Source organism: Bacillus sp. FSL K6-0923 (assembly GCF_038630825.1).
Lineage (GTDB): Bacteria > Bacillota > Bacilli > Bacillales > Bacillaceae > Bacillus > Bacillus pumilus.
In genome coordinates this window covers 2070270-2096269 of the sequence record NZ_CP152044.1, presented here as the reverse complement: position 1 = coordinate 2096269, position 26000 = coordinate 2070270, and the positions used below count along the sequence as shown (strand labels likewise).

The following is a 26000-nucleotide window of genomic DNA, read 5'->3' as shown; positions in this document are numbered from 1 at the left end:
TATATCCTTTTTATATTTATAAACGCTGATATTTTATTTTGATAAAAAACGTTTTTTACCTTTGCTTTACCAGTACGAAGGTGTATACTATTGCTTGAAAGGGAGCAGTAGATCATGAAAGATTTCTAGGGGGTTTATTTTAATGGCAGCCGATCAAAACGCCGCTCATAACGCAGAAGATAAGCTAGATGTTTTAAAGTCAACTCAAACCGTCATACATAAAGCGCTAGACAAATTAGGGTATCCGCAAGAAGTGTATGAATTGCTGAAGGAGCCAATTCGTCTATTAACTGTGAAAATTCCAGTACGAATGGATGATGGATCAGTGAAAATTTTCACTGGTTACCGTGCGCAGCACAATGATGCTGTCGGACCGACAAAAGGCGGTATTCGTTTCCACCCGAACGTTACTGAAAAAGAAGTAAAAGCGCTTTCAATTTGGATGAGTTTAAAATGTGGTATTGTGGATCTTCCTTATGGCGGAGGAAAAGGCGGTATTATCTGTGATCCAAGAGAAATGTCATTTAGGGAGCTTGAAAAACTAAGCCGCGGCTATGTTCGTGCAATCAGTCAAATCGTTGGTCCAACGAAAGATGTACCAGCACCAGATGTGTTTACAAACTCTCAGATTATGGCATGGATGATGGACGAATATTCTAGAATGGATGAATTTAACTCGCCAGGATTTATTACAGGAAAACCAATTGTGCTTGGAGGATCACACGGACGTGATACTGCAACAGCAAAAGGTGTGACGATCTGCATCAAAGAAGCGGCGAAGAAAAAAGGAATTGACATTAACGGAGCACGTGTTGTCGTACAGGGATTCGGAAATGCAGGAAGCTACTTGGCTAAATTCATGTATGATGCCGGAGCGAAAATCGTAGGGATTTCAGATGCTTACGGCGGGTTATACGATGAAGATGGTCTTGATATTGACTACTTGCTTGACCGACGTGACAGCTTTGGAACCGTTACTAAATTATTTAACGATACCATCACAAACAAAGAGCTGCTTGAGCTCGATTGTGATATCTTAGTACCTGCAGCCATTGAGAACCAGATCACTGAAGATAACGCGGCAAACATTAAAGCTAAAATTGTCGTAGAAGCAGCAAATGGTCCAACGACACTTGAAGGAACCAAAATTCTTTCAGATCGTGGAGTACTGCTTGTCCCAGACGTACTTGCGAGTGCGGGTGGTGTAACGGTTTCTTACTTTGAATGGGTGCAGAATAACCAAGGGTTCTACTGGACTGAAGAGGAAGTCGAAACTCGTTTAGAAGATATGATGGTGAAATCATTTAATAATATTTATGAAATGGCGCAAAATCGCCGCATCGATATGCGTCTTGCTGCATATATGGTCGGCGTACGTAAAATGGCTGAAGCTTCTCGATTCAGAGGCTGGATTTAAGCGGCTCATTTGCATCGTGCCTTAAAATCTCCTATCCTTAAATAGGAGATTTTTTTATGGAATGGAACAACTCATAAACAGCTAGCAATTGTTATTGCATTGAAACGACAGGAGTGGAACAAATGAAACAAGAAAAAGCGATCATAATAGGAGGCGGCCCATGCGGGCTATCAGCTGCCATCGCATTCAAGCAAATTGGAATTGATGCACTTGTCATTGAAAAGGGGAATGTCGTCAACAGTATTTATCATTACCCAACACATCAAACCTTTTTTAGTTCAAGTGAAAAGCTTGAGATTGGTGATGTCGCTTTTATTACTGAAAATCGCAAGCCCGTTCGTATCCAGGCACTTTCTTATTATCGAGAAGTAGTCAGACGAAAAAGCCTGCGTGTACATGCTTTTGAAAAAGTGAACGCTGTGACGAAAAAAGACGGTCATTTTACCGTGAGCACATCAAAAGACGACTATGTATGTGATTATGTCGTGATTGCTACTGGCTACTATGATCATCCAAACTATATGAACGTTAAAGGAGAAGACCTTCCACATGTGTATCATTATTTTAAAGAAGGACACCCATACTTTGATAAAGATGTAACGGTGATCGGCGGGAAAAACTCGAGTGTCGATGCTGCGCTAGAACTTGTGAAATGTGGAAGCAGAGTCACTGTACTTTATCGAGGCACTGAATATTCATCTAGCATCAAACCGTGGATTTTGCCAGAGTTTGAAGCGCTTGTGCGGAATGGAACGATTCGAATGGAGTTTGGAGCGCAGGTGAAGGAAATCACAGAAGAAGAAGTGATTTTTACTAACCAGCAAGAGCAAACAGAGCGAGTGAAAAGTGATTATGTTTTTGCCATGACAGGCTATCATCCAGATCATTCTTTCTTAGAAAAAATGGGTGTGACAATTGATCAAGAATCAGGTCGTCCAGCATTTGATGAAGAGACGATGGAGACAAATGTAGAAGGTATTTTCATCGCAGGAGTGATTGCAGCTGGAAACAATGCCAATGAAATTTTCATTGAAAATGGAAGATTTCATGGGGGGCTTATTGCAGAAGAAATCAACAAAAGAATGAACGGATAAATAAAGAACTGGATCCTTCTAAGGGATTCGGTTCTTTTTGATATAAAATGGGATTATATAGAAAGTAATTTTCATAAAAATGGGCTCGAGTCATATAAAAAAAGGGTAAATCATGGTACGATAATGAAGGATAATGTAGGGAAAGAGGTCTGGTTATGATCGCAATCATCTCAGCAGGATTAGCTCCCGGCATCGCACTTTTAAGTTATTTTTATTTGAAAGATCAATACGACAATGAGCCGGTTCACATGGTCATCAGATCTTTTATGCTAGGCGTTATTCTTGTGTTTCCAACCATGTTTATTCAATATGTCCTTCAAGAGGAGCATATCGCAACGAACCCTATCTTGATTTCATTTGTGACGTCGGGCTTTTTAGAGGAATCTTTAAAATGGTTTATTTTAATGGTCAGCGTCTATGCGCATGCCCAATTTGACGAACACTATGATGGGATTGTATATGGAACAAGTGTCTCACTTGGTTTCGCAACACTTGAAAATATTCTTTATTTGGTCGGTCACGGGGTTGAATATGCGTTTACTCGTGCTTTATTACCCGTCTCAAGTCATGCTTTATTCGGTGTTGTGATGGGGTTTTATATCGGCAAAGCCCGCTTCTCTGAAAAAAAGGAGCAGCGCAAATGGCTGATCCTTTCTTTAACGCTTCCTGTGCTTTTTCACGGCCTTTATGATTTTATATTGTTAGGGATGAAAAATTGGGGATATATCATGCTGCCATTCATGATTTTTTTATGGTGGTTTGGCCTGCGAAAAGCAAAAAAGGCTCGTTCCGTGAAAATGGTGCAGATTTAATGTGGAAAAACGTCCTATCAGTTGATAGGGCGTTTTTTTTGTCTTTTCATCCCATTCTCTCCTGTGATGAATGTATAAAAATAGGGATCGGAAGAAATATATATTCAAACATCAAAAGTACAGGAGGATCAAATATGGACAAAGCTCGTTTCATGAAACAAATCGTCCTTATCTTCTCAATCGTTCTACTCGCAACCTCACTGATGACAGCTGAAAAAAGTGAAGCCTTCACCAGTCAAGTTATCCAGCGAGGTGCAACAGGAGAAGATGTCGTCGAGCTGCAAGCACGGCTCCAATACAATGGCTTTTATAATGGCAAAATTGATGGTGTATATGGCTGGGGGACGTACTGGGCCGTACGCAACTTTCAAAGTCAATATGGTGTAAAGAAAGTAGACGGACTTGTAGGTAAACAAACAAAAAGCCTATTAGTTCAAAAGACAAAATACTATAAAGACTTTGTTCAGCAGCAGCTGCAAAAGGGGAATGAGTTTACCCATTATGGCGGGAAGCCTCTTGATCAGCAAACAAAAGCTCCTGCGAAAAGAAGCTCACAAAAAAAGACAGCTCAAGGCGCAAAAGAGAATCAAAAAAGTCAAAGCGGAGCATCTGGAAAGCCTGCGAAACAGTCAGGCAATCAGCAAGCAACTCAAACACCGAAACAAACGGCAGCCAACATGCCAGGTGGTTTTTCTAGTAATGATATTCAGCTCTTATCACAAGCGGTTTATAGCGAAGCAAGGGGCGAGCCGTATGAAGGACAGGTGGCGATCGCTGCCGTTATCTTAAACCGATTGAACAACCCGACTTTTCCAAATACAATCGCAGGTGTTATTTTTGAACCGCTTGCGTTTACAGCTGTGGCGGATGGCCAATTTTATATGTCACCAAATGAAACTGCAAAAAAAGCTGTGTTTGATGCCATTAATGGCTGGGACCCTTCTGAGAGTGCCGTCTATTACTTTAATCCTGATACAGCAACAAGTCCATGGATTTGGGGAAGACCACAAATTAAACGCATCGGGAAACATATTTTCTGCGAATAAAAAGAGGTGTAAATAAATGATCAGAGGAATATTGATTGCCATTTTAGGAATTGCTGTCATCTCAACAGGTTATTGGGGCTATAAAGAGCATCAAGAAAAAGACGCAGTGCTGCTGCACGCAGAGAACAACTATCAGAGGGCTTTCCACGATTTAACGTACCAAGTGGATCAGCTGCACGACAAACTTGGGGCAACGCTTGCGATGAACAGCCAATCGTCGATTTCACCAGCACTTGCAGATGTATGGAGAATGTCATCAGAAGCACATAACAATGTGAGTCAGCTTCCGCTCACATTAATGCCTTTTAACAAAACGGAAGAATTTTTGGCGAATGTCGGAGACTTTAGCTACAAATCATCAATCAAATCCTTATCAGATGAACCATTAAACAAAAATACGCACAAAACCATTACGTCTTTATATCAACAAGCATCTGATATTCAAAACGAACTGAGACAAGTGCAGCATCTCGTCCTCAACAAAAATTTAAAATGGATGGATGTTGAAATGGCACTTGCTGATGGTGACCGAAAGAATGATAACACCATCATTGACGGGTTGAAAACAGTCGAGAGAAATGCAGATGCATTTGCAGATGTCGATCTCGGACCGACAAATGTGTCCACAGAAGCAGAAACACGCGGCTACAATCATTTAAAAGGTAAAAAAATTTCAAAGAAAGAAGCGATACGCATTGCCCAGCAATTCGCACCTGATCATAATCAACATTTTAAGGTGAGAAAAAGCGGAAGCAAAACCAATCGAGATGTGTACAGCTTATCGATGTCAGATCCTGATAGTAAAGCGAATTTCTATTTAGACTTGACTGAAAAAGGAGGACACCCAGTTTACCTTCTTCAAAATCGTGACGTGAAAAAACAGAAAATCAGTTTAAATCAAGCATCAGAAAAAGCACTCAGCTTCTTAAAGAAGCAAGGATTTGATGCAGAGTCGTTCCATTTAGATGAAAGTGCGCAATTTGATAATATCGGTGTATTTACCTATGTTCCTCTTCAAAAAAATGTACTGCTTTATCCAGATAGTATACGAATGAAGGTCGCATTAGACGATGGTGAAGTGGTTGGATTTTCAGCGAAAGACTATTTAACGAATCATAAAACAAGAGACATCAAAGCACCTAAAATCTCACAAAAAGAAGCGAAGAAAACGCTCAATCAGCATGTGAAAATCGAAGATGTTCATATAGCGATTGTTCAAAACGATATGTCAGAGGAAGTTTTATGCTATGAGTTCCTTGGGACGATAAAAAATGATACGTATCGAATGTTCATTAATGCAGATACTGGAAAAGAAGAGCGAGTAGATAAACTAAAAAATGCAGAATCTATATATAAAGACCTATAAAAAAGAGAGCAAGGAAAAGGCGAATAAGCCTTTTCCTTTTGTTTTATACATGGTTTAATATAGGAGAGGATATGATTTCACAGATGAAAAGAGTGATGAGGAATGTTACAAATAGGGGATGCAATCACAATTGAATATGTCAATGAGAACAAAGAAGTGAAAACTGCAAAATCGAAAGTTTTGGAAAATAATAACGATGATATTTGCATTAATTATCCAGCTGATAAAGAAACAGGACGCACAATCTATTTAAACCAGCAAACAGAAGTCACCGTTTTCTTTTTCGATGAAAATCAAGTTCCATACAAATGCACAAGCGAAGTCATCGGCAAGAGGAAAGAAGATGTTCCGATGATCGTCATTTCCATTCCGCCAAAAGAAGAAATGATTCGCCTTCAGCGTAGAGAATATCTGAGAGTCGATACAATGGTCAAAGCCTCGATTACGCAAACGGATGAAGAATCCTTTGACACGTTTATTGTCAATATGAGTGCTGGCGGCTTAGCCATTGCTGTTCCTGAAGGTGTCTCAATGAAAGAATACGGAGAAGTGATCACAGAGTTTGAACTTCCGCTGAAAGAGCCTGTCAAAATTAAAGCGGTTGCAGAGATGAGCCGAGTCTATCAAGATGAGCAGACTGGCAAAACAAGAGCGATCATGGAGTTTTCTGAGATCACAAATGATCAGCAGCAGCACATTATGAAGTACTGCTTCCAGCAGCAGCTTTTAACACGTGTGAAAAAAGCATAAAGAATAAAGGATGTTAAAAGCTTCCATACTAGAGGTAATAGAATCTAGCGTGGAGGCTTTTTGTATGAAGACAATGGAAAGATGGTTATTGAAAGCGGTGCTCATTCAGCTTGTCTTATTATTAGCCGTTCAGATCACACTTCATTTGACAAAAGGAGAGCTATTTTTGTCAAAAGTCGTGCAATACGAGGGTGTAAATAACATGAGCATTGAAGATTGGATCGAGACGTTTAAGCAGAAGGATTAATAGAAAATTCCCCCGTTTGACCGGTGATCGTGTTACAATTCATAAGGGAGATTCAATCAAGGAGAGGTATTATGAAAAAGAAATTATCTATTGCAATTGACGGTCCTGCAGCAGCAGGAAAAAGCACTGTGGCAAAAATTGTCGCAGCAAAAAAATCTTATATTTATATCGATACAGGTGCCATGTACCGCGCGATTACGCTTGCGGCACTTCACCATGGTGTAGATCTTGAAGACGAGCAGGCGCTTGATGCACTACTGAAGAAAACAGTGATTGAACTTGTCTCAACAGGCGAGGGTCAAAAAGTTCATCTAGACAATACCGATGTGACAGAGGAGATCCGCACAGACCGCGTGAGCAACCAAGTATCGGTTGTTGCAAAGCACAGAGCTGTTCGGGAAGAAATGGTCCGCAGGCAGCAAGAGCTTGGTAAAAAAGGCGGTGTCGTGATGGACGGAAGAGACATAGGTACGCACGTTCTTCCTGATGCCGAAGTGAAAATTTTCTTACTTGCATCTGTAGAAGAAAGAGCAAAACGCCGCTTTGAAGAGAATCAGAAAAAAGGCTACGATGTTAATTACGATCAGCTGATCGAAGAGATTGCAAGACGTGACAAGCTTGACTCTGAGCGCGAAGTTTCACCGCTTAAGAAAGCGGATGACGCCATTGAAATTGACACCACTTCTCTTTCCATTCAAGAGGTAGCAGGTAAAATTTTAGATGCAGCAGACCGCGTGGAGAAACAGTAAGAAATTTTAGAAAACTTTTATAAGTTAGAGGTTTATCTCTTGACAAACAAGGTCTTTTATTAGAAGTTTATACTAATACTATTTTTATTGATCATTCAAGCAATTCTGTTGATTTGAATGTTTCTATAATACATACTCGGCTGGCAATCATCATGCTTAAGACACATATTCACCCAGTCGTTTTAACTAAGCTGTGTAGGTTTGGACCAAGGAGGTTATCGAAATGACAGAGGAAATGAATCAAATCGATGTTCAGGTACCAGAGGTTGGAGATGTAGTGAAAGGGATTGTTTCTAAAGTTGAGGACAAGCATGTCAATGTAGATATCGTCAATGTGAAACAGCCTGGGATCATCCCAATCAGTGAATTATCAAGTCTTCACGTTGAAAAAGCATCAGATGTCGTGAAAGATGGCGACGAATTAGAGCTTAAAGTAACAAAAGTCGAAGACGATGCTTTGATTTTATCGAAACGTGCTGTTGATGCAGACCGCGCTTGGGAAGACCTAGAGAAAAAGTTTGAAACAAAAGAAGTATTTGAAGCTGAAGTAAAAGACGTTGTAAAAGGTGGTCTTGTCGTAGATATTGGTGTGCGTGGATTTATTCCTGCATCTCTTGTAGAAGCGCACTATGTTGAGGACTTTTCAGACTACAAAGGTAAAACACTCTCACTTGTCGTGGTTGAACTGGACCGCGAAAAAAATCGTGTGATTCTCTCGCACCGTGCAGTAGTAGAGCAAGAGCAATTAGACAAAAAGCAAGACTTCTTGCAAAAACTTGAGGTAGGCAGTGTGATTGATGGTAAAGTGCAGCGCCTTACTGATTTTGGTGCATTTGTAGACATTGGCGGAATTGATGGATTGGTTCACATTTCTCAACTATCCCATTCGCATGTTGAAAAGCCATCTGACGTAGTGGAAGAAGGCCAGGAAGTCCAGGTCAAAGTACTTGCTGTTGATCGTGATAACGAGCGTATCTCACTATCTATTAAAGAAACATTACCAGGACCTTGGAGCCAGATTGGCGAAAAGGTAAAACAAGGTGATGTGCTTGAAGGAACTGTCCAACGTCTTGTGAGCTTTGGTGCATTTGTTGAAATTCTGCCAGGCGTCGAAGGACTTGTGCATATTTCCCAAATCTCTCATAAACATATCGGTACACCACATGAAGTCCTTGAAGAAGGGCAGACTGTGAAAGTAAAAGTGCTTGATGTGAATGAAGATGAAGAGCGCATTTCACTAAGCATCCGTGATTTAGAAGAAAATCCTGAAAAACAAATCGAAGAGAATTATCGTCAATATCAGGCGAAAGAAGAAAATACAAGCGGATTCCAGCTTGGTGACCTGATCGGCGATAAGCTCAATAAATTAAAATAATTTGGTGATCAAAATTGACGCGAGCAGAAAGAAAGAAACAGCATATTGAACATGCCCTGTCCACTGGACAGCATGCAGAAACAGGTTTAAAAGATGTTTCCTTCGTTCACGTCGGTTTACCAGATCTTGCGACATCACAAATTGATACACATACAACAATTGGCGGACTGATTTTCGGTTCGCCAATTTTTATCAATGCAATGACTGGCGGGGGCGGAAAATCGACCTATGAGATAAATCGCTCTTTATCAATCGCAGCGAAGGAAACCAATATTCCGGTGGCAGTTGGATCACAAATGGCTGCGCTGAAAGATAAAGAGGAAAGACGTACGTATGAAGTTGTTCGAAAAGTGAATCCAAATGGAATTGTCTTTGCGAACTTAGGCAGTGAGGCAACGATTGAGCAAGCGAAGGAAGCCGTTGAGATGCTGGAGGCCAATATGCTCCAGATTCATTTAAATGTGATTCAAGAGATTGTCATGCCTGAGGGAGACCGTGATTTCAGGGGGGCACTTGAGCGTATCGCAGCCATCAATGAATCAGTTGGTGTGCCAGTTGTCGTCAAAGAAGTTGGATTTGGCATGAGCAAGGAAACGGCCAAAAAGTTATTTCAAGCTGGGATTGCCGCAGTTGATGTAGGCGGATTTGGTGGTACGAACTTTTCTAAGATCGAAAATCTTCGCCGCCAAAAAGCACTTCATTATTTTAATCAATGGGGGATTCCAACTGCAGCGAGTCTTGCTGAAGTACATACAAGTTTTCCGGACCAAACGGTTTTAGCCTCGGGAGGTATACAAGACGCCCTTGATGTCACAAAATCAATTGCTCTTGGCGCATCCGCTGCTGGTCTAGCTGGTTTTTTCTTAAAATCACTGACTGACGGAGGGGAGAGCGGCCTCATCGGTGATATCATAGATCTTCAAGAAGATGTGAAGATGATGATGACAGTCCTTGGCGTGAAGACCATTGAAGAGCTGAGACAAACCCCATTAGTCATTTCAGGTGAAACGAGTCATTGGCTCAAAGAAAGAGGCATCGACACAACGTACTATAGTTTAAGATCAAATAAGAAAAAGGACTAAAAGCAAGTTTAGCCCTTCATCATTTAAGGCATGTGGTCATCACATGCCTTTTTTTATTGATTTCTTTTTCGCGCGCTATCTGGACCTTCTAATGCTGTTGCCCCTTTATGATGAATGGATTGATCACGGTCAGATTCCACTCTTTTTGATGCCTTTAAGCGTTTTTCCTGTCTATCTTTTCCCATCATGCATCCCTCCTCAACTATTAGGGTGTCACCTCTTGTTTATTTCATACAATGCCCAAAGCGATCCCTTACGTTTAAAAATTGGGGATTTTCCCATAATGTAATTGAGGTGATGAGACGTTGGAGGCTTTGTACTATTATTGGTCCATATGGTTCGTTTGGATTATCGTGACATTTATTATGGAAAAAAGCTTATGGCGCAATGTGCTAGGCATCTTTGTCCTTGTCCATATTATATGTAGTCATTTCATGATATCTATATTTGATATGATCCTGAATGCGGGGTACTTAATGACCTTTTTATATGCATGTGCGTGTTTTGTTATATTCCGGTCTGGGCATCAAATAATGAGAATCATACAATTAGGTTCTATGGTGAGCGCATATGCCTTTTTTATGATTTTTGCATTATATGACCCAGTTTGGTTCACGCTAATAAAAGTGGATTGGGTCGTATTTGCCTTGCTGATCTTGATGTCTTTGACATATGGACATCATTTCACAGAACGTGTCACCTTATGGATGATGGCTGTATGTCTTGGCGAAGCCCTTTATGCGCTCACGATTCACCGCCTGACATCATCGATTGTCATAGGAGATCTCTCTTTTCTGTCCCTTGTTGTTCAAGGGTCCATCTTCCTATTAGGTGTCGATCAGCTTGAAAAACTCTTGAACGCCCATTCATCAAGAAAACCAGTAAAAGGGGCTGCAAAATCAACATGACGGATTATACGTTTCCTGTGATTATTGGTGTCATCTTTGGGATGGCGGCAAGGCTTTACATGTTAAGAACAGATTACCGGCAATACCCAACATATATTCATGGACAAGTGATTCACATTGCGCTTGGTTTTATCGCTTCAGGACTTGGTGCGATCATTATGCCTGCACTCATTCAGGAGGAATTTACGGCGATTACCTTTCTCACGCTGGCAGCCACACAATTCCGAGATGTCCGCAATATGGAAAGAAATACGTTAACTCAAATGGATTCATATGAGCTAGTCTCAAGAGGAAGTACATATATAGAAGGCATTGCCATTGCCTTTGAAAGCCGAAATTATATTGCGATTCTCACGGCACTGATTACGACCACAGCTTGTATTTTCTTCTCGCTCGTTATTGGGACAGTGGTCGGTATTCTTTGTTTTTTCTTGGCAAAGCTATTAATGTCTGGAAGCCAATTAAAGGATATCGTCAACATACAAAAAGGAGAGCTTCGCTTTGATGGGGCAGGGCTTTATGTGAACGATATTTACATCATGAATATCGGACTGCCTGAAAAGCAAAAGCTCATTTTGGAGCATGGGATGGGCTTTGTTTTGACACCAAAAAATTTCAACGCAGCCACAACGATTGCCAACCTTGGGCAGCGGCAGGCCATTTTATTTGATTTATCCAATGTACTTGGTGTGTATCGCGACTCTGGTGAACCATCACTCTGTCCGCTCGCAAAGCGTGATTTGAATAACGGTACACTTGGTGTGTTCATTTTACCGCAATGGTATCGTGAAGATCTCGCTGTCCGTGTATTGGAAGAAGTACCTATTTTAGAAAATGCCATCAGAATGCCGACAGAGTTCATAAAAAAGAAAGTGAGGTAATAGGGCATGGCGAACACCATTGAACAATTTATACTCGCTGTGGCTACAACAAATAAAGAGCGGGTCATGGGCGGAACAGCCGTTTTTTTCTGCGAAAATAAAGAAGAACTCGACATGTACGCCATGAATTTAGAGGCCATTTTAGATGGAATTGCACACGGAATTGGAGAAGATCTTTACTTGATTGTCAAACATTTTTAAGTTATTCATTGTGGTCTGATTAAAAATTGATATAATATATAAGTTGAACCCTTCATGTTTGAAGGGTTTATTTCATAAAACTGAATGAAAATTTTAAATCCCGGTTGAAACATGATGATGAACATATTGAATCGCGGCTGGATTGAAAGGAAGGGTACTATGGGTAAACCTGTCGTAGCCATTGTTGGAAGGCCCAACGTTGGAAAATCTACAATTTTTAATCGAATCGCAGGCGAAAGAATATCGATTGTAGAAGACACACCTGGTGTAACAAGAGATCGTATTTATAGCTCTGCTGAATGGTTAAATTATGACTTTAACTTAATAGATACTGGTGGAATTGATATTGGAGATGAGCCATTTTTAGCGCAAATTCGCCATCAAGCAGAAATTGCAATGGATGAAGCGGATGTTATCATCTTTATGGTGAATGGCCGAGATGGTGTGACATCTGCGGATGAAGAAGTCGCAAAAATTTTATATCGCACGAAAAAGCCAGTTGTACTTGCTGTCAATAAACTGGACAACCCTGAAATGAGAAGTGATGTGTATGACTTTTATGCACTAGGATTTGGCGATCCATTTCCGATTTCTGGAACGCATGGATTAGGTCTTGGTGATCTTCTTGATGCAGTTGCAGAACACTTTAAGAACTTACCAGATACGCAGTATGATGAACAAGTTGTCCAGTTCTGCTTAATCGGTCGCCCGAATGTAGGGAAATCTTCTTTAGTGAATGCGATGCTCGGAGAAGACCGAGTCATTGTCAGCAACATCGCTGGTACAACAAGAGATGCTGTCGATACGATGTTTACGTACAATCAGCGTGACTTTGTCATTGTTGATACAGCAGGTATGAGAAAAAAAGGAAAAGTATACGAAACAACAGAAAAATACAGTGTGCTTCGTGCATTAAAAGCCATTGATCGTTCTGATGTTGTCGCTGTTGTTCTTGATGGTGAAGAAGGCATTATTGAGCAGGATAAACGTATTGCAGGCTATGCACACGAAGCTGGTAAAGCCGTTGTAATCGTTGTGAACAAATGGGACGCTGTTGAAAAAGATGAGCGTACGATGAAGGAATTTGAGCAAAACATTCGTGAGCATTTTCAATTCCTAGATTATGCTCCTGTCTTGTTTATGTCTGCTCTCACGAAAAAGAGAATTCATACGTTAATGCCGTCCATTATTACAGCTAGTGAAAATCATGCGATGCGCGTTCAAACGAATATTTTAAACGATATCATCATGGATGCAGTAGCCATGAATCCAACGCCGACTCATAATGGACAGCGCCTGAAAATTTATTATGCGACACAGGTGGCAATTAAGCCTCCGTCCTTTGTTGTGTTTGTAAACGATCCAGAGCTTATGCACTTTTCTTATGAACGTTTCCTAGAAAACCGCATTCGAGATGCGTTTGGTTTTGAAGGAACACCGATTAAAATATTTGCGAGAGCGAGAAAATAAAAAGGGTGAGCAGAATGAAGAAAATTTCAGTACTTGGAGCAGGAAGCTGGGGAACAGCTCTTGCTCTTGTATTAGCTGATAATCATCATAATGTACACATGTGGGGACATAGACAAGAGCTCATTGACCAAATCAATGAGAAACATGAAAATCATGATTACTTGCCAAATGTCGCACTGCCAGCGTCTATCCAGGCGACGACAGACATGAAGCAGGCGTTAGAGGGGACAGACGCTATTATTGTTGCTGTGCCAACAAAGGCCATTCGTGAAGTGTTGAAGCAGGCAAATGAGCTGATTACGTCGAAAGTGCCGTTTGTCCATGTAAGTAAAGGAATTGAACCAGATACACTTCTCAGAATATCTCAAATGATTGAACAAGAAGTCCCGGATGAGAAAAGAGAAGCTGTCATCGTCTTATCAGGACCGAGCCATGCTGAGGAAGTAGGCTTGCGTCATCCGACAACTGTCACTGTCTCATCAGAAAATATTGAAGCGGCTCAATTTGTTCAAGATTTGTTCATGAACAACAACTTTAGAGTATACACAAACCCTGATGTGATTGGTGTAGAAATTGGCGGCGCACTGAAAAATATCATTGCTCTTGCGGCAGGGATCACAGACGGGCTTGGATATGGTGACAATGCAAAAGCGGCGCTCATCACTAGAGGACTCGCTGAAATCGCACGTCTCGGTACAAAAATGGGGGGGAATCCTCTGACATTTGCCGGCTTAACGGGCGTTGGAGATTTGATCGTGACATGTACAAGTGTTCATTCACGTAACTGGCGCTGCGGAAATTTGCTTGGTAAAGGGTATAAGCTTGAAGAAGTGCTTGAAAAAATGGGGATGGTTGTCGAAGGCGTCCGTACAACAAAAGGCGCTTATCAGCTCTCCAAAGAATACAAAGTCAGCATGCCGATTACAGAGGCACTTTACCACGTCCTGTTTGAAGGGAAAAAGGTCGACGATGCTGTAGAATCATTGATGGCACGTGTGAAAACACATGAAATGGAAGACCTTGTGAACATGTTTGAAAATCAAACAAAATAAATGGAAGACTGAACTTAGGCATGTAGAGGATGCAAGAAGGGGAAGACTTGCATAACATAGCAATGAAGTTTGAATAGAGCTTTGCCTCTACAGAATGAGGAAAAATAGTCGACCTAATGACTGAAGCGGAGTCCCCCTCTTTGCTTCAGTTTTTTTTATACGCTTTTTTCTGAATGATTGGAAAAATGATTGATATTTACCTTATTTTTGGTTTAGAATGAAATATAAACGCTTACAATTTGTTCGTTTTAAAGGGGGACAGGCACGATGAGTTTTGCTTTAATCAAGATGTGGTTTGCACTTGGTTCGATGGGGCTCATGTTTTTAGCTGTAGTTACCATTTATTTCAGTCGATTTAAGCTGAAAAGCCGGTTTCTTAAAATAACAGCCTCGACCGTCGCATACAGCTTGATGCTGATATCAGGTATCATTGTGTTTTTAGTTGTATTTAGCGGGCCGGTCAATGAATAAAGAAAAAGGAAGAATGTGATGATCAAAGCAAAAGTCAGTGTCACGTTGTTAGCATTTATATTACTCACAGGATGTCTGTATCCAGAAAATCGCAAAACTGAAAACCGTGTGCCGTACGTAGAGCAGCTGCAAAGCGTTCAGACAGCGATTGAGGAATTTCAAAAAGCAACCAATGGTCTTTTGCCGATTGAAACGAAAGAAGCAGACACGCCGGTTTATCAGAAGTACGTCATCGACTTTAAGCGCTTGTCACCAAGATATTTACACGATGTACCGTCTACTTCCTTTGAAGGCGGGGGGGAATATATTTATGTCCTCACAGACGTCGAAAAAAACCCAACTGTGAAACTGCTTGATGTCAAAATGACGCAAACCATCAGTGAATTACGGCTTAGAATCAAAATATATCAAGATGAACATACATATCCGCCATACGGCAAAGTAGTATCAAACAATTTATATACGTTAAATGAAAAAAAGCTAGGCTTAAAATCACCGCCTACGGTCATGAGTCCTGTGACAGGGAATTCCCTCCCATTACTGATTTCATCAAATGGCGAAATCTATGTGGACTACCGCAGTGATTTTGCTCATATTTTGAAGAATACGAAACAAAAGCTGAAACCAGGTGAAAACATTCAAGATGTCTATTGGCAGGAAACCCCGTTTGTACCCGCGTTTTCTGTTCCTTATACCATAAACAAAAAAGGTGAGCCTGACTTTTTAGAAAAAAAGACGTCATAAACAAGAATGAACCTTTTTCCTCTGCATATAAATGAGGAGAAAGGTTTTTTTATGGCTAAACATACTCTCAAAACAAAAAAGGTGTCATATTCAAATAGGACAACGTCATACACATATATTGTCCAGACACCTTTCAAGCAAGTTTGATTGAAGAATAGAGTATTTTATTTGAAAACGAGGATAGCAAGTCCGGGAGGGGATCACTTGGAAAAAGTCGATATTTTCAAGGATATCGCTGAACGAACAGGAGGCGATATATATTTAGGAGTCGTTGGCGCTGTTCGTACAGGGAAATCTACGTTTATTAAAAAGTTTATGGAGCTCGTGGTGCTCCCGAATATCAATAATGAGGCAGATCGTGCAAGAGCACAGGATGAATTGCCGCAAAGCGCAGCAGGAAAAACCATTATGACCACTGAGCCAAAATTTGTACCGAATCAAGCGGCATCGATTCATGTGAGTGACGGCCTTGATGTCAACATCAGGCTTGTCGATTGTGTAGGATACACAGTCCCTGGTGCGCGCGGGTATGAAGATGAAAATGGTCCAAGAATGATCAACACGCCGTGGTATGAAGAGCCAATCCCGTTCCATGAAGCAGCGGAAATTGGTACACGCAAGGTCATTCAAGAGCATTCAACCATCGGTGTTGTGATTACAACGGATGGTTCCATTGGGGAAATCCCAAGACATGATTATATTGAATCTGAAGAACGTGTGATTGATGAGCTCAAAGAGGTTGGAAAGCCGTTTATTATGGTGATCAACTCTGTGAGACCCTATCATCCTGAAACAGAAGCGCTGCGGCAGGAGCTCAGCCAAAAATATGATATTCCAGTACTCGCCATGAGTGTAGAAAGTATGAGAGAGCAAGACGTCCTTAGTGTACTTCGTGAAGCATTATATGAATTCCCAGTCCTAGAGGTGAATGTGAACCTTCCAAGCTGGGTCATGGTGCTGAAAGAAGATCATTGGCTGAGAGAAAGCTATCAGGACTCAGTGAAGGAAACCGTAAAGGATATTAAAAGATTAAGAGATGTTGACCGTGTTGTTGGCCAGTTCAGTGAATTTGACTTTATTGAAAGAGCGGGCTTAGCAGGGATTGAAATGGGTCAAGGGATTGCGGAGATTGACCTGTACGCCCCGGATGATCTATATGATCATATTCTAAAAGAAGTGGTTGGCGTAGAAATTAGAGGGAAAGACCATCTTCTAGAGCTCATGCAAGATTTTGCACATGCGAAGACAGAATATGATCAAGTATCAGATGCTTTAAAAATGGTGAAGCAGACGGGATACGGAATTGCGGCTCCGGCCTTGTCAGATATGAGTTTAGATGAGCCAGAAATCATCAGACAGGGCTCAAGATTCGGCGTAAGACTAAAGGCGGTTGCGCCATCTATTCATATGATTAAAGTAGATGTAGAAAGTGAATTTGCACCGATTATCGGAACAGAGAAACAAAGTGAAGAACTCGTCCGCTACTTAATGCAAGACTTTGAAGATGATCCGCTTTCGATTTGGAATTCAGATATATTTGGGCGCTCACTCAGCTCCCTTGTCAGAGAAGGCATTCAGGCAAAGCTGTCGCTGATGCCAGAAAATGCAAGATATAAACTGAAAGAAACACTTGAAAGAATCATCAACGAAGGATCAGGCGGTTTGATCGCGATTATTCTATAGCATGTGAGACCTCTCATTGACAGGGGTCTTTTTTTGCGTATGGAATGAGTCATAAAAAGACAATTGTATAAAGATTAGTCAGATTCAGGCTGAAATTAGGAATATTCGTTCGCAAAAGTGCCCTTAATCCTTGACGAATAAGGATTCTTCCCTTTAAAATGCTTGATATGGTATTTCATATGTGTTAATCTACTTACAGAAAATCTTCACTTTGTTGGACAAACATTCCTTCAAAGAGTTGTTTTCTAATGAAAAGCCATGTATACCGCTTTCTAGACGCTCTTTTTTTCAAAAAAAGTGTATAGAAAGAAGATGAATTGTGAAGAAATGATAACAATCTATTGAATGCATATTTTTGGGAGGAGGTGAAAGGCATGAACAAGACAGAACTTATTAACGCGGTTGCTGAAGCAAGCGAGTTATCTAAAAAAGATGCGACAAAAGCAGTTGATTCTGTTTTTGATACAATTTTAGATGCACTTAAAAATGGTGACAAAATCCAACTTATCGGTTTTGGTAACTTTGAAGTACGTGAGCGTTCAGCTCGTAAAGGACGTAACCCACAAACTGGTGCAGAGATCGAAATCCCTGCAAGCAAAGTACCTGCTTTCAAACCAGGTAAAGCACTTAAAGACGCGGTGGCAGGTAAATAATCGTTATGTGTAATGATCCTATTGCAGGAGTTATACATATACAGTTTCACACTGGTCTAGAAAAGCCCCTTTCATAAGGGGCTTTTCCTTTTGAAACAAAAGGTTCGTTTAGAACGCTCTCCTTTGCTTTTAGGATCTGAAGTGTGCTAGAATCTGATTGAAATGTAATCGCCTTTGGAGGATATAATACATGAGTGAAATAAATAAAGAACTAATTGAACACGCAGTACGCGATATATTAAAAGCCATCGGAGAAGATCCAGATCGTGAAGGACTTCTTGATACCCCTAAACGAGTAGCAAAAATGTATGAAGAAGTGTTCTCGGGATTAAATGAAGATCCAAAAGAACATTTTAAAACCATTTTTGGTGAAGACCACGAAGAACTCGTTCTTGTAAAAGATATTGCTTTCCATTCAATGTGTGAACACCACCTAGTACCTTTTTACGGAAAAGCTCATGTCGCTTATATTCCGCGCGGCGGAAAAGTGACAGGACTTAGCAAGCTTGCAAGAGCTGTAGAGGCTGTTGCCAAACGCCCGCAGCTTCAGGAACGCATCACATCAACCATTGCAGATAGTATGGTGGAAACACTCAATCCGCATGGCGTGATGATTGTCGTTGAAGCAGAGCATATGTGTATGACGATGCGCGGAGTGAAAAAGCCAGGCGCAAAAACAGTAACTTCAGCAGTACGCGGTACATTTGCAAATGATGCAGCGGCAAGAGCAGAAGTGCTTTCCTTTATTAAAAACGACTAATTCAATAGATGGAAGGTGAACAGGTTGAGTGAAAATAAAGCATCTGATTTTGTAGTGATTAAAGCCAATGAAAATGGTGTAAATGTCATCGGCCTAACTAGAGGCTCTGATACAAGATTTCACCATTCCGAAAAGCTCGATAAAGGTGAAGTCATCATTGCACAATTTACTGAGCATACGTCAGCAATCAAAGTAAGAGGCGATGCTGTCATTCAAACAAGCTTCGGGGAAATTCAAAGCGAAGCAAAGAAATAAATACTTGAGTGCACTTGATAGCATAAAAGTGAGAGCTGATATGGTATAATAAATCTCTATACAATGTGCAGGGCTACATATGAAACTGTAATTTTTGGGACAAGGGTGATATCTTTGCAAGACATCTACGGAATTTTATCTAATCTAAATATAAAATTAAATAAAAAGCTTTCTCATCCTTATTTGGCGAAACATTTACGTGCGCCACTCATCGATGAAGATAAGCTCCTTCTTTTTCATGCAATGTTTGATGAAGCTCAAATTGATGCAGAGAAAAAAGAAAATTATATTTTAACGGCGATGCTCGTGCAAATTGCCCTTGATACCCATGACGAAGTCACAACTGCTGCAGCGATCAAACAAGACGAATTCAAAAATCGTCAGCTGACTATCCTGGCAGGAGACTATTTCAGCGGTCTCTACTATTCTCTTCTCTCTGACATGAAAGACATCTACATGATTCGCACCCTCGCAACGGCGATCAAAGAAATCAATGAACATAAAATTAGACTGTATGATCGATCCATTCAAGATGCAGCGCACTTTTACAAAAGTGTAGCAACGGTTGAGTCTGCGTTATTCCAAAGGGTTTCTGAGCATTTTCAATTAACGCATTGGAATGAGATTGCAAGTCGTTTCCTTGTTTATAAACGTTTCATGAAACAAGCAGAAGACGACAAACATTTAAAACTTTTTTTGAACGATAGCTATACGGACGCCTATACATGTTTTGACAACTTTGAGAATGAAGGCTATGAAAAGGCCAAACGATCAATCAAGGAGCATCTTGTTTCATCTCCGGTCGTTCAAAAAGAGCTATTAAATCGCCTGGATCATATGAAAAATGAACCTGCGTATCATCAGAAAGTGGAAGAAGGGTAAGTCATGCAGCAATCAAAAGAACAGCGAGTACACGGTGTATTTGAAAAAATTTATAAAAACTATGATCAAATGAACTCTGTCATCAGCTTTAAGCAGCATAAAAAGTGGCGCGATAAGACAATGAAACTGATGAATGTTCAAAAAGGAGCCAAAGCATTAGACGTATGCTGCGGAACAGCCGATTGGACCATTGCGCTTGCTGATGCTGTTGGAGAGAAAGGCGAAGTCAAAGGCCTTGATTTTAGTAAAAATATGCTGAGTGTTGGAGAAACGAAGGTGAAAACTGGGGGCTATAATCAAATTGAATTGCTTCACGGCAATGCGATGGAGCTTCCTTTTGAGGACAGCACATTTGATTATGTCACGATCGGTTTTGGCCTACGGAACGTGCCTGATTACTTGACGGTGCTAAAGGAAATGACAAGAGTCGTGAAGCCTGGTGGAATGGTTGTATGTCTAGAGACATCGCAACCTGAAATGATTGGATTTAAACAAGGCTACTATGTCTATTTCAAATACATCATGCCGCTCTTCGGTAAACTGTTTGCCAAAAGCTATAAGGAGTATTCATGGCTTCAAGAATCAGCCAAAGCGTTCCCTGGCATGAAAGAACTGGCGGCTCTTTTCGAAGAGGCGGGTCTGTCTGATGTCTCGTATCATCCATTTACAGGCGGTGTAGCAGCAACACATATCGGAAAGAAGCTTTGAATAAACGATATTTGGGTGAAAATAATGAAACTAAAAGCAATGATCTCTTTTTTAAATCATGATATCGATATTATTGAAAAAGAGCTTGAACAAACAGTTCGCTCTGATTATGCATTATTAAGTGAAGCGGGTCTTCATTTGCTGCAAGCGGGCGGAAAACGAATCCGCCCCGTTTTTGTTCTCCTTTCAGGCATGTTTGGCGACTATGACATTAATAAAATTAAATATGTTGCCGTTGCGCTTGAGCTCATTCATATGGCATCGCTCGTTCACGATGATGTCATTGATGATGCAGAGCTGAGAAGAGGCAAGCCAACGATTAAGGCAAAATGGGACAATCGAATTGCCATGTACACAGGAGATTATATGTTTGCAAGATCGCTTGAGTATATGACAAAGATCAATCACCCAATGGCGCATGAAATTTTGTCAAAGATGGTTGTCGAGCTCTGTCTTGGTGAAATCGAGCAAGTGAAAGACAAATACAATATGGATCAAAACCTGCGTACATATTTAAGAAGAATCAAACGAAAAACAGCCTTGCTTATTGCAGGCAGCTGTCAGTTAGGTGCGATAGCAGCAGGTACAGATGAGAAAACACATAAAGCCCTTTACTGGTTTGGCTACTATGTCGGGATGTCCTATCAGATCATTGATGATGTGCTTGATTTCACATCAACTGAAGAAGAGCTTGGTAAGCCTGTTGGAGGAGACCTTTTACAAGGAAATGTCACACTTCCGGTCTTATATGCACTGAAGAATCCTACACTCGAAGGCCAATTAAAGCTGATTAATAGTGAAACAACAGAAATGCAGCTAAAGCCTGTAATTGAACATCTCAAACAAACAGATGCGATCGACCGCTCGATTCGAGTGAGTGAAATGTATTTGAAAAAGGCATTCGAACAGCTGGACAAACTTCCTCGAGGACGAGCAAGAACGTCACTCGCTTCCATTGCCAAATATATTGGAAAACGAAAATTCTAATCAACATATTGTTGATTGGTTTTTTTGTGAAATTTTTTGTCAAAAATTGATTATTGTATAAAAAAATGATACGATCACTTTGTAACAATGTAAGCCTATACATACATAAACGACGGGGTGGAGAACGTATATGGACAAAACATTTCTTATGGTCAAACCTGATGGTGTGGAAAGACAATTAATCGGTGAAATTGTGTCAAGATTCGAAAAAAAGGGGCTTCAGCTTGTTGGAGCAAAACTAATGAGTATTCCAAAAGAAGTAGCAGAAACACATTACGGAGAGCATAAAGAAAAACCATTCTTCGGGGAATTGGTTGACTTTATTACGTCAGGACCAGTATTTGCAATGGTATTGCAAGGTGAGCAGGTAGTAGATGTCACAAGACAGATTATCGGCAAAACAAACCCGAAGGAAGCGCTTCCGGGCACGATAAGAGGAGACTATGGATTGACGGTTGGGAAAAACATTATCCATGGCTCAGACTCACCAGAAAGTGCTGAAAGAGAAATCAACTTATTCTTCAAACAAGAAGAACTCACAAACTGGGATCAAACCATCTCAAGTTGGATTTATTAAAACTCAAGCCAAGGTGTTCATCAAATGAGCACCTTGGCTTTTTTATATGAATATTTCTATACGAAATTTCGCATGAGAAGATACAAATTTTCGATAAAAACAGCTATACTAGGACAAAGATAGATGAGACAGGAGAGGACTTTGATGGATCAATATCAAGTATTTGTCGGGAAATGGAAAAAACTAACCGGGGTGGATCTGAATTTATATAAAGAAGCGCAAATGAAACGAAGATTAACGTCACTTTATGATAAAAAAGGATATAGAGATTTTGAAGCGTTCGCGGCTGCCCTTGAAAAGGATAGAGCACTATTAGATGAGACGATGGATCGAATGACGATCAATGTGTCAGAATTTTACCGAAATTATCAGCGCTGGGAAGTGCTTGATCAAAAAATTCTTCCGCTGCTTTCGAAAAACAGTGGGACCCTAAAAATATGGAGTGCAGCATGTTCGACAGGAGAGGAGCCGTATACACTCTCAATGCTGCTATCAAGTCACCCACTTGTAAAGGACTTCCAAATTATTGCGACTGATATTGATGATAAAGTGTTGCAATCAGCTCAAAAAGGAAGATATCATGAACGATCACTGCAAGAGGTGCCAGAACAAATCAAGCAAAAATATTTCACAAAAGAAGATTCTTCATTTTACACTGTGAAAGATGAAGTGAGAAAGCACATTCAATTTAAAAAGCACAACCTTTTAGCAGATCCTTATGAAAAACAGCTTGATCTTATCGTGTGCCGAAATGTCCTTATCTACTTTACAGAAGAGGCAAAAGAAGAGATTTACATGAAAATGAGCAGCAGTTTAAAGCCAAATGGCGTATTATTTGTTGGTTCAACTGAACAAATTTTTCACCCAGAAAAGTTTGGACTGACATCTGCTGATACTTTCTTTTATCAAAAGAAGGGTATGTAGCTGACTTTTTAGTAGTAAGTGTGTTATTATAGTTTTACTTAAAAGCGTTAATGCGATGAAGGGAGATCGAGTCATGAGATACTTAACAGCAGGTGAATCACATGGTCCACAATTGACCACAATTATTGAAGGCGTTCCAGCGGGACTTTACATAGAGCAGGATGACATCAATTATGAATTGGCTAGAAGACAAAAAGGTCACGGCCGCGGCAGAAGAATGCAGATTGAAAAAGACCAAGCGAAAGTGTTAAGCGGTGTTCGCCACGGGAAAACATTAGGTTCTCCGATTGCACTTGTCGTTGAAAACAACGACTGGAAGCATTGGACAAAGGTGATGGGGGCAGAGCCGATCACAGAAGAAGAAGAGAGTGAAATGAAACGTCAAATTTCACGCCCTAGACCAGGACATGCGGATTTAAATGGTGCGATTAAATACGGACATCGTGATATGCGAAACGTATTAGAGCGTTCATCAGCCCGTGAGACTACCGTTCGCGTAGCAGCAGGCGCAGTCGCTAAACAAATCCTGGCTCATTTAGGGATCAAGGTAGCTGGTCACGTTCTTGAAATTGGCGGAGTGAAAGCAGCTCAAACGGCATATGAATCAATTGAAGATTTGCAAAAGGTAACGGAAGAGTCACCTGTTCGCTGCTACGACAGTGAAGCAGGTCAAAAAATGATGGATGCCATTGATGAAGCGAAGAAAAACGGTGATTCCATTGGTGGAATTGTGGAAGTCATCGTTGAAGGAATGCCGGTTGGAGTCGGAAGCTATGTTCATTATGACCGCAAATTAGACAGCAAGCTTGCAGGTGCTGTTCTGAGTATTAACGCTTTTAAAGGGGTCGAATTTGGTATCGGCTTCGAGGCTGCTTCTAAAAATGGCAGTGAGGTCCATGATGAAATCATCTGGGATGAAGAAAAAGGCTATACGAGAAAAACAAATCGCTTAGGTGGTCTTGAAGGCGGAATGTCAACTGGAATGCCAATTGTCGTAAGAGGGGTCATGAAACCAATCCCAACGCTTTACAAACCGCTTCAAAGCGTTGACATTGAAACAAAAGAACCTTTCTCCGCAAGCATTGAGCGTTCTGACAGCTGTGCTGTTCCTGCCGCAAGTGTTGTCGCAGAAGCAGTCGTGGCTTGGGAAATCGCCAATGCTGTAGTTGAGCAGTTTGGCCTTGATCAAATTGACCGCATTAAAGAAAATGTTGACAAAATGCGCCAGCTTCAGAGGGAATTTTAATGAAAACACTGGAAGTTAAGACGTCCTCAGCCACTTATCCTGTATATATCGGTGATGGGATTAAACGCAATATCGTCGACTTGATAACTTCCACGGGGCATTCCTATACGAAGCTCTTAATCGTGACAGATACAGCGGTTGATGCCATTTACGGTGATGAAATGGTTCGATTACTTAAGCAGAAGTGGTCTGTGCATAAAGTGGTTGTGCCAAGCGGAGAGCAGTCGAAATCTTTTGCTGAGTTTGAGCATATTCATACGAAGGCCATTCAATTTCAGCTGGATCGCTCCTCGTGCATCATTGCGCTTGGAGGCGGCGTAATTGGCGATTTGGCTGGCTTTGTTGCTGCTAGTTATATGAGAGGTATTGATTTTATCCAAGTTCCGACGACGCTATTGGCGCATGACAGTGCAGTTGGCGGAAAAACAGGGATTAACCACCCGCTCGGTAAAAATTTAATTGGTGCCTTTCATCAGCCGAAAGCCGTGATCTATGATACGAGCATGCTTGAGACACTATCTCAAACTGAAATGAGGTCAGGCTTTGCTGAGGTCATCAAACATGCCCTCATTTCAAGTGAAGACTTTTTATCAGAACTGATGTCTATTCGTTCTTTGGCGGAATGTTCAAAGAGCGAGCTGGCATATATACTGTATCAAGGGATTAAAGTCAAAGCGTCGATTGTTCAAAAAGACGAAAGAGAACAAGGCGTGCGTGCATTTTTGAATTTAGGTCATACACTTGGGCATGCCATTGAAGCAGAGTATGGATATGGCGTTATTACGCACGGAGATGCTATTGCAATCGGCATGCAGTTTGCGCTATATGTGAGCGAAAAGAAGCTGGGACTCAGTCTCAATCGTACGAAACTAAAAGAGTGGATGAAAGAACTCGGATTTCCGGTACAAGTCACTCAAGATATTTCCACGAAAACATTTGTTGACCGGATGATTGGTGATAAAAAGGCAAGAGGCGGAACCGTTCAATTTGTTTTATTAAAACAGGTTGGAGATGCTGGCTTGCAGTCTTTCACAAAAGATGATCTGCATCAATGGCTCGAAGAATGGAAACAGGAGGAGGGATGTCTATGATGTTTCGCGGGATACGTGGGGCTACAACAGTGAAAGAAGATACAGAAACAGAAGTATTAAATAAAACGAAACAGCTGCTAGAAGCGATTATTTCAAGAAATCAAGTAGATCCAGAACGTGTCGTGCAGATCTTAATTTCAGCTACACAAGATATTCACTCCGTTTTTCCGGCAAAAGCCCTTCGTCAGTTTGAAGGGTGGACGTATGTGCCTGTTACTTGTATGCAGGAGCTGGACATTCAAGGCGGCTTAAAACATTGTATTCGTGTGTTAATGACGGTCCAAACAGACACAAAGCAGGAAGATGTGCAGCATGTGTACTTGGAAGAAGCTGTGACGCTTCGCCCTGATTTACAGTTGACAAAAAACAAGGAATTATAATACGATATGAACAGCCGAAGTTTACACACAGGTGTAAACGGCATTGCAAGTTTAGAGAAGATGAGAATGAGACTAGGGTAGTTGAGATGAGTAGAGTTGAGCAGAGATACGATACTTCTATTTAATCATACTGCCTAAAAGAGCACCCCTCTTTTAGGCTTATTTCGTATACTCATACAAACCCTCTAT

Annotated in this window: 30 protein-coding genes; 29 read left to right on the top strand and 1 reads right to left on the bottom strand. The window is 40.9% G+C overall.

Annotated features, from left to right (window positions below):
• Positions 1 to 142: 142 nt before the first annotated feature.
• The 10 genes from MHI16_RS10570 (at position 143) to fni (ending at position 9938) form a co-directional block, all read left to right on the top strand.
• Positions 143 to 1417, top strand: coding sequence for a Glu/Leu/Phe/Val dehydrogenase (locus MHI16_RS10570; RefSeq protein WP_058014796.1), 1275 nt, complete (start codon positions 143 to 145; stop codon positions 1415 to 1417).
• A 122-nt stretch (positions 1418 to 1539) separates the two neighbouring features.
• Entirely contained in the window at positions 1540 to 2511 is a 972-nt protein-coding gene (locus MHI16_RS10565) for a YpdA family putative bacillithiol disulfide reductase (RefSeq protein WP_058014797.1), read from the top strand.
• A 155-nt stretch (positions 2512 to 2666) separates the two neighbouring features.
• Positions 2667 to 3323, top strand: a complete 657-nt coding sequence (gene prsW / locus MHI16_RS10560) for a glutamic-type intramembrane protease PrsW (protein ID WP_169057080.1) — start codon at positions 2667 to 2669, stop codon at positions 3321 to 3323.
• A gap of 134 nt (positions 3324 to 3457) precedes the next feature.
• Complete coding sequence (sleB, locus tag MHI16_RS10555) at positions 3458 to 4369, top strand: spore cortex-lytic enzyme (RefSeq protein ID WP_268465967.1); 912 nt, start codon at positions 3458 to 3460, stop codon at positions 4367 to 4369.
• Positions 4370 to 4385: 16 nt separating this feature from the next.
• Complete coding sequence (gene ypeB, locus MHI16_RS10550; RefSeq protein WP_268465965.1) at positions 4386 to 5735, top strand: germination protein YpeB; 1350 nt, start codon at positions 4386 to 4388, stop codon at positions 5733 to 5735.
• 102 nt (positions 5736 to 5837) lie between these two features.
• On the top strand, positions 5838 to 6485 hold the full coding sequence (locus MHI16_RS10545; protein ID WP_268465963.1) for a flagellar brake domain-containing protein: 648 nt from the start codon (positions 5838 to 5840) through the stop codon (positions 6483 to 6485).
• A gap of 64 nt (positions 6486 to 6549) precedes the next feature.
• Positions 6550 to 6732, top strand: a complete 183-nt coding sequence (locus MHI16_RS10540) for a YpfB family protein (protein WP_034661090.1) — start codon at positions 6550 to 6552, stop codon at positions 6730 to 6732.
• 71 nt (positions 6733 to 6803) lie between these two features.
• Positions 6804 to 7481: a (d)CMP kinase gene (cmk, locus tag MHI16_RS10535; protein WP_058014802.1), complete on the top strand. Its 678-nt coding sequence runs from the start codon at positions 6804 to 6806 to the stop codon at positions 7479 to 7481.
• Positions 7482 to 7704: 223 nt separating this feature from the next.
• Positions 7705 to 8856 (top strand): 30S ribosomal protein S1, encoded by a 1152-nt coding sequence (gene rpsA, locus MHI16_RS10530; RefSeq protein ID WP_058014803.1) that lies wholly within the window; start codon positions 7705 to 7707, stop codon positions 8854 to 8856.
• 14 nt (positions 8857 to 8870) lie between these two features.
• A complete protein-coding gene (gene fni / locus MHI16_RS10525; RefSeq protein ID WP_268465961.1) occupies positions 8871 to 9938 on the top strand; it encodes a type 2 isopentenyl-diphosphate Delta-isomerase in 1068 nt (355 codons plus the stop codon).
• Between the two features lie 53 nt (positions 9939 to 9991).
• On the opposite strand, the gene MHI16_RS10520 is transcribed toward fni, so the two are convergent.
• Positions 9992 to 10123 carry a YpzI family protein gene (locus MHI16_RS10520; protein ID WP_081042314.1) on the bottom strand — a complete coding sequence of 44 codons (132 nt, stop codon included), beginning with the start codon at positions 10121 to 10123 and terminating at the stop codon, positions 9992 to 9994.
• Positions 10124 to 10471: 348 nt separating this feature from the next.
• Between MHI16_RS10520 and MHI16_RS10515 the strand changes: the two genes are divergently transcribed.
• From MHI16_RS10515 to aroH, 19 genes are all read left to right on the top strand, one after another.
• On the top strand, positions 10472 to 10846 hold the full coding sequence (locus MHI16_RS10515) for a hypothetical protein (RefSeq protein ID WP_235567050.1): 375 nt from the start codon (positions 10472 to 10474) through the stop codon (positions 10844 to 10846).
• On the top strand, positions 10843 to 11727 hold the full coding sequence (locus tag MHI16_RS10510) for a YIEGIA family protein (RefSeq protein ID WP_058014805.1): 885 nt from the start codon (positions 10843 to 10845) through the stop codon (positions 11725 to 11727). The genes MHI16_RS10515 and MHI16_RS10510 overlap by 4 nt, the downstream gene beginning before the upstream one ends.
• 6 nt (positions 11728 to 11733) lie before the next feature.
• The gene (locus MHI16_RS10505; protein WP_003215794.1) at positions 11734 to 11928 is read left to right on the top strand and encodes a hypothetical protein; all 195 of its coding nucleotides are present in this window, start codon (positions 11734 to 11736) and stop codon (positions 11926 to 11928) included.
• Between the two features lie 159 nt (positions 11929 to 12087).
• On the top strand, positions 12088 to 13398 hold the full coding sequence (der, locus tag MHI16_RS10500; protein ID WP_058014806.1) for a ribosome biogenesis GTPase Der: 1311 nt from the start codon (positions 12088 to 12090) through the stop codon (positions 13396 to 13398).
• A gap of 14 nt (positions 13399 to 13412) precedes the next feature.
• A complete protein-coding gene (locus MHI16_RS10495) occupies positions 13413 to 14450 on the top strand; it encodes an NAD(P)H-dependent glycerol-3-phosphate dehydrogenase (protein WP_058014807.1) in 1038 nt (345 codons plus the stop codon).
• A gap of 267 nt (positions 14451 to 14717) precedes the next feature.
• A complete protein-coding gene (locus MHI16_RS10490; RefSeq protein ID WP_034318888.1) occupies positions 14718 to 14921 on the top strand; it encodes a DUF2768 domain-containing protein in 204 nt (67 codons plus the stop codon).
• 18 nt (positions 14922 to 14939) lie between these two features.
• Positions 14940 to 15665: a hypothetical protein gene (locus MHI16_RS10485; RefSeq protein ID WP_268465960.1), complete on the top strand. Its 726-nt coding sequence runs from the start codon at positions 14940 to 14942 to the stop codon at positions 15663 to 15665.
• A gap of 204 nt (positions 15666 to 15869) precedes the next feature.
• The gene (spoIVA, locus tag MHI16_RS10480) at positions 15870 to 17348 is read left to right on the top strand and encodes a stage IV sporulation protein A (protein ID WP_008344534.1); all 1479 of its coding nucleotides are present in this window, start codon (positions 15870 to 15872) and stop codon (positions 17346 to 17348) included.
• A 374-nt stretch (positions 17349 to 17722) separates the two neighbouring features.
• A complete protein-coding gene (gene hbs, locus MHI16_RS10475) occupies positions 17723 to 18001 on the top strand; it encodes a non-specific DNA-binding protein Hbs (RefSeq protein WP_003215863.1) in 279 nt (92 codons plus the stop codon).
• 190 nt (positions 18002 to 18191) lie between these two features.
• Positions 18192 to 18761 (top strand): GTP cyclohydrolase I FolE, encoded by a 570-nt coding sequence (gene folE, locus MHI16_RS10470; protein WP_003215789.1) that lies wholly within the window; start codon positions 18192 to 18194, stop codon positions 18759 to 18761.
• A gap of 24 nt (positions 18762 to 18785) precedes the next feature.
• Positions 18786 to 19016 carry a trp RNA-binding attenuation protein MtrB gene (gene mtrB, locus MHI16_RS10465; RefSeq protein WP_003216082.1) on the top strand — a complete coding sequence of 77 codons (231 nt, stop codon included), beginning with the start codon at positions 18786 to 18788 and terminating at the stop codon, positions 19014 to 19016.
• A 114-nt stretch (positions 19017 to 19130) separates the two neighbouring features.
• Entirely contained in the window at positions 19131 to 19898 is a 768-nt protein-coding gene (locus tag MHI16_RS10460) for a heptaprenyl diphosphate synthase component 1 (protein ID WP_003215666.1), read from the top strand.
• Between the two features lie 3 nt (positions 19899 to 19901).
• The gene (locus MHI16_RS10455) at positions 19902 to 20606 is read left to right on the top strand and encodes a demethylmenaquinone methyltransferase (RefSeq protein WP_342497953.1); all 705 of its coding nucleotides are present in this window, start codon (positions 19902 to 19904) and stop codon (positions 20604 to 20606) included.
• A 24-nt stretch (positions 20607 to 20630) separates the two neighbouring features.
• Positions 20631 to 21593, top strand: a complete 963-nt coding sequence (gene hepT / locus MHI16_RS10450; RefSeq protein WP_012010386.1) for a heptaprenyl diphosphate synthase component II — start codon at positions 20631 to 20633, stop codon at positions 21591 to 21593.
• Between the two features lie 130 nt (positions 21594 to 21723).
• Complete coding sequence (gene ndk, locus MHI16_RS10445) at positions 21724 to 22170, top strand: nucleoside-diphosphate kinase (RefSeq protein WP_342497952.1); 447 nt, start codon at positions 21724 to 21726, stop codon at positions 22168 to 22170.
• Positions 22171 to 22314: 144 nt separating this feature from the next.
• Positions 22315 to 23094, top strand: coding sequence for a protein-glutamate O-methyltransferase CheR (locus tag MHI16_RS10440; RefSeq protein WP_058014810.1), 780 nt, complete (start codon positions 22315 to 22317; stop codon positions 23092 to 23094).
• 73 nt (positions 23095 to 23167) lie between these two features.
• The gene (aroC, locus tag MHI16_RS10435; RefSeq protein ID WP_050943842.1) at positions 23168 to 24340 is read left to right on the top strand and encodes a chorismate synthase; all 1173 of its coding nucleotides are present in this window, start codon (positions 23168 to 23170) and stop codon (positions 24338 to 24340) included.
• Complete coding sequence (gene aroB / locus MHI16_RS10430) at positions 24340 to 25431, top strand: 3-dehydroquinate synthase (protein ID WP_268465959.1); 1092 nt, start codon at positions 24340 to 24342, stop codon at positions 25429 to 25431. Before aroC ends, aroB begins: the two co-directional genes overlap by 1 nt.
• Positions 25428 to 25811, top strand: a complete 384-nt coding sequence (gene aroH, locus MHI16_RS10425) for a chorismate mutase (protein ID WP_058014812.1) — start codon at positions 25428 to 25430, stop codon at positions 25809 to 25811. The genes aroB and aroH overlap by 4 nt, the downstream gene beginning before the upstream one ends.
• Positions 25812 to 26000: the final 189 nt, after the last annotated feature.

Coding starts and splice junctions, on each gene's coding strand:
- MHI16_RS10540 (WP_034661090.1), top strand. CDS start 6,550: ATGAAGACAATGGAAAGATGGTTATTGAAAGCGGTGCTCATTCAGCTT.
- MHI16_RS10505 (WP_003215794.1), top strand. CDS start 11,734: ATGGCGAACACCATTGAACAATTTATACTCGCTGTGGCTACAACAAAT.
- MHI16_RS10570 (WP_058014796.1), top strand. CDS start 143: ATGGCAGCCGATCAAAACGCCGCTCATAACGCAGAAGATAAGCTAGAT.
- der (WP_058014806.1), top strand. CDS start 12,088: ATGGGTAAACCTGTCGTAGCCATTGTTGGAAGGCCCAACGTTGGAAAA.
- ndk (WP_342497952.1), top strand. CDS start 21,724: ATGGACAAAACATTTCTTATGGTCAAACCTGATGGTGTGGAAAGACAA.
- MHI16_RS10440 (WP_058014810.1), top strand. CDS start 22,315: ATGGATCAATATCAAGTATTTGTCGGGAAATGGAAAAAACTAACCGGG.
- aroH (WP_058014812.1), top strand. CDS start 25,428: ATGATGTTTCGCGGGATACGTGGGGCTACAACAGTGAAAGAAGATACA.
- MHI16_RS10495 (WP_058014807.1), top strand. CDS start 13,413: ATGAAGAAAATTTCAGTACTTGGAGCAGGAAGCTGGGGAACAGCTCTT.
- MHI16_RS10455 (WP_342497953.1), top strand. CDS start 19,902: ATGCAGCAATCAAAAGAACAGCGAGTACACGGTGTATTTGAAAAAATT.
- MHI16_RS10545 (WP_268465963.1), top strand. CDS start 5,838: ATGTTACAAATAGGGGATGCAATCACAATTGAATATGTCAATGAGAAC.
- MHI16_RS10565 (WP_058014797.1), top strand. CDS start 1,540: ATGAAACAAGAAAAAGCGATCATAATAGGAGGCGGCCCATGCGGGCTA.
- folE (WP_003215789.1), top strand. CDS start 18,192: ATGAGTGAAATAAATAAAGAACTAATTGAACACGCAGTACGCGATATA.
- hepT (WP_012010386.1), top strand. CDS start 20,631: ATGAAACTAAAAGCAATGATCTCTTTTTTAAATCATGATATCGATATT.
- aroB (WP_268465959.1), top strand. CDS start 24,340: ATGAAAACACTGGAAGTTAAGACGTCCTCAGCCACTTATCCTGTATAT.
- ypeB (WP_268465965.1), top strand. CDS start 4,386: ATGATCAGAGGAATATTGATTGCCATTTTAGGAATTGCTGTCATCTCA.
- MHI16_RS10520 (WP_081042314.1), bottom strand. CDS start 10,123: ATGGGAAAAGATAGACAGGAAAAACGCTTAAAGGCATCAAAAAGAGTG.
- MHI16_RS10485 (WP_268465960.1), top strand. CDS start 14,940: ATGATCAAAGCAAAAGTCAGTGTCACGTTGTTAGCATTTATATTACTC.
- MHI16_RS10510 (WP_058014805.1), top strand. CDS start 10,843: ATGACGGATTATACGTTTCCTGTGATTATTGGTGTCATCTTTGGGATG.
- aroC (WP_050943842.1), top strand. CDS start 23,168: ATGAGATACTTAACAGCAGGTGAATCACATGGTCCACAATTGACCACA.
- MHI16_RS10490 (WP_034318888.1), top strand. CDS start 14,718: ATGAGTTTTGCTTTAATCAAGATGTGGTTTGCACTTGGTTCGATGGGG.
- cmk (WP_058014802.1), top strand. CDS start 6,804: ATGAAAAAGAAATTATCTATTGCAATTGACGGTCCTGCAGCAGCAGGA.
- rpsA (WP_058014803.1), top strand. CDS start 7,705: ATGACAGAGGAAATGAATCAAATCGATGTTCAGGTACCAGAGGTTGGA.
- MHI16_RS10515 (WP_235567050.1), top strand. CDS start 10,472: ATGAGAATCATACAATTAGGTTCTATGGTGAGCGCATATGCCTTTTTT.
- hbs (WP_003215863.1), top strand. CDS start 17,723: ATGAACAAGACAGAACTTATTAACGCGGTTGCTGAAGCAAGCGAGTTA.
- sleB (WP_268465967.1), top strand. CDS start 3,458: ATGGACAAAGCTCGTTTCATGAAACAAATCGTCCTTATCTTCTCAATC.
- prsW (WP_169057080.1), top strand. CDS start 2,667: ATGATCGCAATCATCTCAGCAGGATTAGCTCCCGGCATCGCACTTTTA.